5 protein-coding genes are annotated in these 7803 nt (G+C 63.6%); all 5 read right to left on the bottom strand.

The genetic code is table 11. The features are described 5' to 3' along the window. On the bottom strand, positions 1–1604 hold a 1604-nt coding region (locus tag EN935_RS14080), incomplete at its 3' end, for an FAD-dependent oxidoreductase (RefSeq protein WP_127373385.1). A 180-nt stretch (positions 1605–1784) separates the two neighbouring features. Continuing rightward, the gene (locus tag EN935_RS14075) at positions 1785–3494 is read right to left on the bottom strand and encodes an APC family permease (RefSeq protein ID WP_127262457.1); all 1710 of its coding nucleotides are present in this window, start codon (positions 3492–3494) and stop codon (positions 1785–1787) included. A gap of 255 nt (positions 3495–3749) precedes the next feature. Continuing rightward, positions 3750–6119 carry an aminomethyltransferase family protein gene (locus EN935_RS14070; RefSeq protein ID WP_127262458.1) on the bottom strand — a complete coding sequence of 790 codons (2370 nt, stop codon included), beginning with the start codon at positions 6117–6119 and terminating at the stop codon, positions 3750–3752. A 267-nt stretch (positions 6120–6386) separates the two neighbouring features. Next, positions 6387–7010: a sarcosine oxidase subunit gamma family protein gene (locus EN935_RS14065; protein WP_127262459.1), complete on the bottom strand. Its 624-nt coding sequence runs from the start codon at positions 7008–7010 to the stop codon at positions 6387–6389. Then, the coding region (locus EN935_RS14060) for an aminomethyltransferase family protein (protein ID WP_245488938.1) at positions 7003–7803 on the bottom strand (801 nt) is incomplete at its 5' end. The genes EN935_RS14060 and EN935_RS14065, both read right to left, overlap by 8 nt.

Raw genomic sequence — 7803 nt, 5'->3', positions numbered from 1 at the left:
CCCATATAGTAGTTGTCGAAATCGAAGACGAGCGTCGGTCCCTGCGGAAGCCGGCCGGCGGCGATATCATCCGGGGTGAGCACATCAGGATGATCGAGCCTGCCGACCGGAATCTCCAGCGAGGAGTAGAGCATGTTGCTCCAGCGCGCGCCGGTCGCCAGCACCACGCGATCCGGCGCCAGGTCGATGATCTCGCCCGCGCCCAAAACACTCTCGGGATAGAGCGAGACGTTGCCCATCTCGCTGAGACGCCCAAGCCGGTAATCGACGACGCGATTCCAGGCTGAAAGGCCGGGCAGCGTCTTCTCGAAGGTCAGCCGCCCGCCGAAGGTGCGGTTGCCGTCGGCGAGCATCACCTCATGGCCGCGACGGCCGAGCGTCAGCGCGCATTCGAGCCCAGCCGGTCCGCCGCCGACAATCAGGATCCGCTCAGGCGCATCAGTGCGCTCGACACGTTCGGGGTGCCAGCCGCGCCGCCACTCTTCGCCGGCGGTCGGGTTCTGGGTGCAGCGTACCGGCACGCCGTCATGCCAGCTCGAAATGCAGATGTTGCAGCCAATGCATTCGCGGATCTCGGCCTCGCGGCCCTCGCGGATCTTGTTGGGCAGGAAGGGATCGGCGATCGAAGGCCGCGCGCCGCCGATGAAGTCGAGCACACCGCGTTTGATCTGCGAGACCATGGTGTCGGGCGAGGTGAAGCGGCCGACGCCGACCACCGGCTTTTTCGTCAGCGATTTGACGAAATCGATCACCGGCTCATGGCTGCCTTCGCCGGTGAAGCGCGACGCTGAACAGTCGGTCGGGCTGGAATCCATCTTGACGTCGAACAGGTCCGGCAGCTCCGCCAGCAGTTCGATCAGCTCGTGCGCTTCCGAGGGCTGGTTGCGGCCGGGCCTGCCGCGCAGTTCCTCGAGGCTGACGCGCAAGGCGACGCCGCAATCCTTGCCGACGGCATCCTTGGTGACCTCGATCATCTCGCGCACGAAGCGCACCCGGTTCTCGATCGATCCGCCGTACTCGTCGACGCGATGATTGTATTCCGGCAGCAGGAATTCGTAGCCGAGATAGCCCATGCCGGCATAGACGTAGACCACGTCGAAGCCGGCAGTGCGCGCCTTGCGCGCCGCCTCGGCCTGACACCTCAAGACCTCGCGTATATCGGCCTTGTCCATGGTCTTCGGCCGCAAATTGCCCATGAAGCCGACATGGGTGGCCATCCACGGAATTCCCGACGGCGACAGCGGCGGCAGGCGGCTCGTCCTGTTCATCACCGAGGCGCCGCCGTGCCACAGTTCCACGCCGGCCAGCGCGCCATGGCGGTGCACGGCCTCCGTCATCAGCGCATGGGCGCGGATGTCGTTGTCGTCCCACATCGTGGCGAAGGGCAGCGGCGCGTCGTCCGAACTGGGGTCGATCGAACAGGCGCCGGTGCAGATCACGCCCCATCCGCCCTCGGCCTTGGCTTCGCGAAAGGCGGCGCGCACCCGTGGCAAGGCGTTGGTCATGCCGCTGGCGTGCGGCACTTGATAGAAGCGGTTCGGCGCGGTGACAGGCCCGATCCGCATCGGCTCGAACAGGATTTCGTAGCGAGGATTGCAGGTCATCAGAGCTTCGCGAATATGCTTGTTGAACGATCGTACAACAAGCATATTCGCACGACTGACGGAACGCAATGGACCTGTCACCGGCCGCAACGAAAAAGCCCACCCCGATAGTATCGGAGTGGGCTTCAGCCGGGAGGCTCGGGTCGAGCGCGATACGTGCTCGACCCCTTCAGTTTGCCGTCAGATGACGAAGAACCAGTTGGCGAGCAGCATTACCACCACGCCGGCGACCAGCGTCAGATAGGGCAGCATGCCCGCCTTCTTGACTGCCAGATCGGACGAACTCATGCCGAGGTCGGCCAGCATATGGTCGGGGAACTTGCCCTTGTCCTGGATGTAGTGGCGGAAGCAGAACACCGGGATGATCAGCGCGGCCGTGATCAGGCCGGCCCACAGCGCCATCGGGTTCCAGACCTTGGCGCCGGCGCCCATGAAGATGGCGTTGACATAGGCGAAGATGGCACCGACGCCGAGCAGCCAGCTCGGCGCCTTCCATGGCCGGGCGATATGGCCGTTGTCCATGCGGTGGATCCAGCCGGCGTTGAGGTTGAGGAAGTTGAAGATGATGTAGCCGCAGTTCGACACGGCGAGGATGAAGAAGAAGCTCGTCGCGTCGGCCGAGGCGATGGCCAGCACGATCAGGTTGAAGACCAGATCGGTCCACATCGCTCGCGTCGGTGCGCCATGTTCGTTGACATGGCTGAGATAGCGCGGCAGCCAGCCATCGACCGAGCCCTGGTAGAGCGTGCGCGAGGAGCCCGCCATGGCGGTCATGATGCACAGCACCAAGGCCAGGATCATCAGCATCACCAGCAGGCTGTGGATCAGTGCGCCGCCGCCGACCATGCCGGCCAAGGCATCGGCGACGCCGGAGCCGTCGACGATCGGCGTCGCCAGCATGCCGTTCAGGCCAAGCACGCCCTGGAAGGTGAAGGGCACCAGGATAAACAGCAGCATGCACAGAAGGCCCGAATAGAAGATGGCCTTGAACGTGTCGGTGCCGGGGTTCTTGAACTCGGACGTGTAGCAGACGGCGGTCTCGAAGCCGTAGGTCGACCAGGCGGCGATGAACATGCCGCCAAGCACCAGTGTCCAGCCGGCGATGTTCCAGGCGCCGGGTTCAGGCGCATAGGCGGCCGCCAGCGGCACCAGTGGCGAGAAATTCGCCCAGTTGATCTGGCCGGTGATGATCGGCACGACGCCGACGATCAGCATCGGGATGATGACCAGCAGGCCGATATATTTCTGCACATTGGCGGTGCCGAGGATGCCGCGATGCTGGATGGCGAAGATGATCAGCATCAGCACCGCGCCGATGAAGAAGGTCGCGTTGAACGTGAACGAGACCGGTCCCAGCGTGTGGCTGTAAAGCGTCCAGTTGCGAATCCCTGGCGTTGCGGCTGCAGTCACCGCCGTGATGGCGTCGGCGGCACTGGTTCCGGCATGCGCGGCGATATAGGCGACGACATCCGGCGAGGCATCGGTGAACAGCGGCACCGGCGCCAGCGCGTTGAGGATGTAGGCGGCGGCGATCGAGCAGCCGAGCGACAGCACCGGCGACCAGGCAAACCAGTTGCACCAGACCGACAGCGGCGCGATGAACTTGGAATAGCGCAGCCAGGCGGTGGCGCCGTAAATCGAGGCGCCGCCCGACTTGTTCGGGAACAGGCCGGCGATCTCGGCGTAGGTGAAGGATTGCAGGAAGCCCATGATCATGGAGAAGATCCAGATCGCGAAGGCCAGCGTGCCGGTCGTGCCGGCAATGCCGCCGATCGAAAACAGGACGAGGGCCGGAACGCCGCTCGCCACCCAGAAGGCGCCGCGCCAGTCGATATTCCGGTGCAGCTTGCTTTCCGCAGGCTGATCCAGGGCAGTCGCTATTGTGCTCATGTGTCTTTGTTCCCCATTTTGATGTTCCCCGTTCGTGACGGCCGCGACTTCGCGAGGCTTCATCATCGACGCATGCTTTGGGCTGCTGCCCGTGTTTCCACTCAGTCGTATTTTTTTCTTAACAGTGAAGATTGATCCGGCGCGCTTTCAGGTCAAGCGTTTTGTGGCGCCATGCACATCACGCTTGTGAGCGCACAGACTCAAACGCCCGGTGACATCGCCAGCCGGTCGGCTTGTCAGCTGCGAAAGCGGCTTTCAGGAGCGCGGTTTGGCCTTCTGCGGATCGTAATGCGCAAAGGCAACGACGCGCGCCGGCAGCCGCTTGGCATGGCCGTCGAGCTTGCCGATCTCGACCTCGGTGCCAATGGCCGAATGGGTGACGTCGAGCCTCGCCAGCGCGATGTTCTTGTTGAGCACCGGCGAGCGCATGCCTGATGTGACCACGCCGATCTGGGCGCGGCCGACATGCACGCAGTCGCCATGGCCGACGGCGACATTGGCATCGATGTCGAGGCCGACCAGCTTCGTCTGCGGGTGCTCCTTGCGGCGGATCAGCGCTTCGCGGCCGATGAAATCGTCGGTCTTGCTCTTCAGCGGCACGGTGAAGCCGATACCCGCCTCGAACGGATCGGTCTGGTCGGAAAATTCGTAGCCGGCGAAGATCAGCCCGGCCTCGATGCGGACCATGTCGAGCGCCTGCAGCCCCATCGGCTTCAGCCCATGCGGCTGGCCGGCCTCCCAGATGGCGTCGAATACCTTTTCGGCGTCGCGCGGATGGCACCAGATCTCGTAGCCGAGTTCGCCGGTGTAGCCGGTGCGCGAGACGACCACCGGAATGCCGTTGCCGCCACCGATGCGGGCGACGGCAAAACGGAACCATTCGAGTTCATCGATCGACGGCTGTAGCGGCGAGGTCCAGATCACTTCCCTGAGGATGTCGCGGCTCTTCGGGCCCTGCACGGCGACATTGTGCATCTGGTCTGTGGACGATCGCACCAGAACGTTGAGGCCAAGCTTCGCCGCCGTCTCGCGCAGCCATTCGCCGGACAGGTCGTCACCGCCGACCCAGCGGAAATTATCCTTGCCGAGCCGCAGCAGCGTGCCGTCGTCGATCATGCCGCCGTGCTCGTAGCACATGGCCGAATAGACCACCTGGCCGATGCCAAGCTTCTTGACGTCGCGGGTCAGCGTGTACTGCAGCAGCGCCTCGGAATCCGGGCCGGTGACCTCGAATTTGCGCAGCGGCGACAGGTCCATGATCACCGCGTCCTGGCGGCAGGCCCAGTATTCGGCGATCGGCCCGTCCTTGGCGAAGGAATTGGCGAGCCAGTAGCCCCGGTACTCGGCGAAGTTGCGGGTGTGCTTGGCAAAGCTCGAATGAAATGAAGTCTCGCGGGTCATTTTCGGTTCCGAATCAGGCGTCATGCGTCTGGCGATCGCTCGCGAGAATTTGTGCTGGCCGGAATAGGTTCGCACATGGATGTCGGTCGGGTTCCAGCCATTGGCCGGCGTCGTGTCGTCGGGGCAGGCGGAGGAAACGCAGACGATGTCGGTCAGCGCGCGCAACAGGACATAGTCGCCCGGCCGTGACCATGGCTCGTCGGACACCATGACGCCATGCGCGTCGATCGCGGTGTTGAAGAAGAAGTTGATCGCCATCCAGCCTGCGCGGGGCGTGACGCCCTTGTCGGCCAGCGCGCGATTGAAGTTCTCCGAGCAGTTGGTGTGGCCGGGATAGCCGATGTCGTCGTAATATTTTGCGGCGCAAGCGAGCGCGAATGCGTCGTGCCGTCCGCATGTGTCCTGCACCACCTCGACCAGCGGCTCCATGTCCTGGTCGTAATATTTCGAATGCAGGCCTGGCATCGGGTAGCTCGCACCCATCAGCGTGCGCGTCGTCGTCACGTCGAGCGGATGGTCAAGGCCCCTGTCCAGCTTGCGCGCCGAAAAGCACTGGAAATCGGTGCACTGGCGGCCGTCGACATCGATGATCTGCAGATAGTCGCCGGCCTTGACGAAATAGGATTCCGCCGTCGCCGAATGGACGCGCAGGTCGAGCACCGGATCGGCAAGCGGATCGGCCAGCTGCGATTTCGCCGCCGGACGGATCGTGGTGCGGCGAACGATGACGGTGAGGGGCGTTGCCGTGTCGTGACCATCGACCAGCATCGGCCCGCCGGGAGCGGCAATCAGCATCGCGCCGTCGCGTATGACGGTGAAACTCTGTTCGGTGCCGGCCGGCGTCGTGCCGCCGAAGACGCGTACCGCCTTGGCATGGTCAAGCTGCACCTGCCAGCGCGCGAGCCCGCGACGCAGGGCTGCGAGACTGTCGTCGCCCTCGGCGAGCAGCGCCTTGATGCCGGCGGCATTGCTGTTCGATGTTTCGCCAAAAATGCCGGGATCGGTCGCGCCTGTCTTGTCCCAGGCCAGAAGTTCGCAGGCCTGGCCACCCTCGACATTGCGCACGGTGATCGTGTCGCCGGCCTCGATATCGATGAGCACCGCGCCGTTGCCCTGGATCGTATAACGCTCCATGCCGGGCGGCAGCGCGATTTGGCCGGGCCTCAGGATGAGGCTGGGCTTGGGCGGTCCGGCTGCAATTGCGGGGTAGGGCGACTGGCTCATCTCAGCCTTGCGGTTCGAGAAACAAGTTTGCCTGTGTGTAAAATTACTTTAGCAGCAAGAATAGCAGTGCGCGTGCGTTTGGCAAGGTGAAGCGCACTTCTTCCCTTCTCCCCTTGCGGGAGAAGGTGGATCGGCGCGCAGCGCCGAGACGGTTGAGGGGTGCTGGCCGGAGCACCGTCCTTGCCAAGCTGGAGCACCCCTCATCCGACCTCGCTTCGCGAGGCCACCTTCTCCCACAAGGGGAGAAGGGAAGGGCGCGCACAAACGCTACGCCAAGTTCTCGCTGTGGCTGATGTCCACACCAAACTCTGCGGCCGAGTCCAGCATCGTGTGCCACAGGCTCTCGGCAAAGGTCGCGAACACCAGGAGATTGAACACGGCCAATCCATCTCGATCATTCCCACGCCACAGCGTGACACTGGTGTGATCCATCGACGTTGCCGCCGCCGTGCCGACCCGGAATGTCGTGGGATGCAAATCGATCGACGACAGTTTGGCCAACAAGGCACGCGCCTTGGTTCCGGAAATGCTGATCAGGGCGCGTGCATGCGACTGATCGGACAGCGAGGCAGATCCGGACAATGCCGGCGCCAACGTCTGCATCGCGTGCTTGTCGCCTTTCGACAAGACGAAGAACTGATCCGGTCCCGACCAGATCAGCGTGGCATCCGGAGTCATCGCCTTCGGCGCATCCGGAGCAGCAACGCCAAAGCGAACCTTCGCAGCCTTGGCCATGTCAGCCGCTTTGCCGCGCCGCGCCATGACTTGGATCAGGTCGAAATTGCGAATCTCGGTCAGCGAAACGCCGGCCTCGATACCGCGTGCACCATGCGCGCCTGTGACCAGTGCCTTTTCAAGGGGACTGCGGGAAGCCCAGGAAAACTCAACCACGCTGGCGCCCTCCATCCGGATCGTAGAAGACGGGATTGCAGAGTTCGACGTCATAGTCTTCGCCGCGCAACGGATCATGCGCATGGACGATCTCGCCGATGCGTTCGCGGCCGTGTTCGACCAGCGCCAACCCGATCCACTGATCCAATGTCGGCGAGAAGCAGACCGAAGTGACATAGCCCTGGTCATTGCCTGGGCCGGGTGTCTGCCCCTTCGGAATGATGTGCGCGCCGGAGCGCAGGCGGCGCGCCTTGTCGACCGGCTTGATGCCGACAACGACCTGGCGATTCGGCGCGACCAGCGCCTCGCGGCCGGCCATGACGCGGCCGATATAATCCTTCTTGGTCGACATCATCTTACCCAGACCGAGATCGGCCGCCGTCGTCGTGCCGCTCAGTTCCGGTCCGGCGATGTGCCCCTTTTCGACGCGCATGACGCCGAGCGCCTCGGTGCCGTAAGGCGTCACGCCAAATGGCGCGCCGGCCAGCATCAGATTGCGTGCCATGGCATCGCCAAAGCGCGCCGGCACCGAAATCTCGAACGCCATTTCACCGGAGAACGAGATGCGGAACAGCCGCGCCTTGAGGCCACCACGCAACGTCACCTCGCGCGCGCCCATGAACGGAAAGCCTTCGTTCGACAGGTCTTCCGCCGGGTCGAGAATTTCCCTCAGCAGGTCTCGCGTTTTCGGGCCGGCAATCGAGAATTGCGCCCACTGGTCGGAGACGGATGTGAGCTGCACATCGAGTTCGGGAAACAGCACCTGCCGGCAGAATTCGAGATGCTGCATCAC

It is taken from the genome of Mesorhizobium sp. M7D.F.Ca.US.004.03.1.1 (genome assembly GCF_003998635.1).
In the GTDB taxonomy this organism is placed as follows: Bacteria; Pseudomonadota; Alphaproteobacteria; order Rhizobiales; family Rhizobiaceae; genus Mesorhizobium; species Mesorhizobium loti.
The sequence above is the reverse complement of the archived record's forward strand: the minus strand, read 5'-3'. Positions and strand labels throughout refer to the sequence as shown.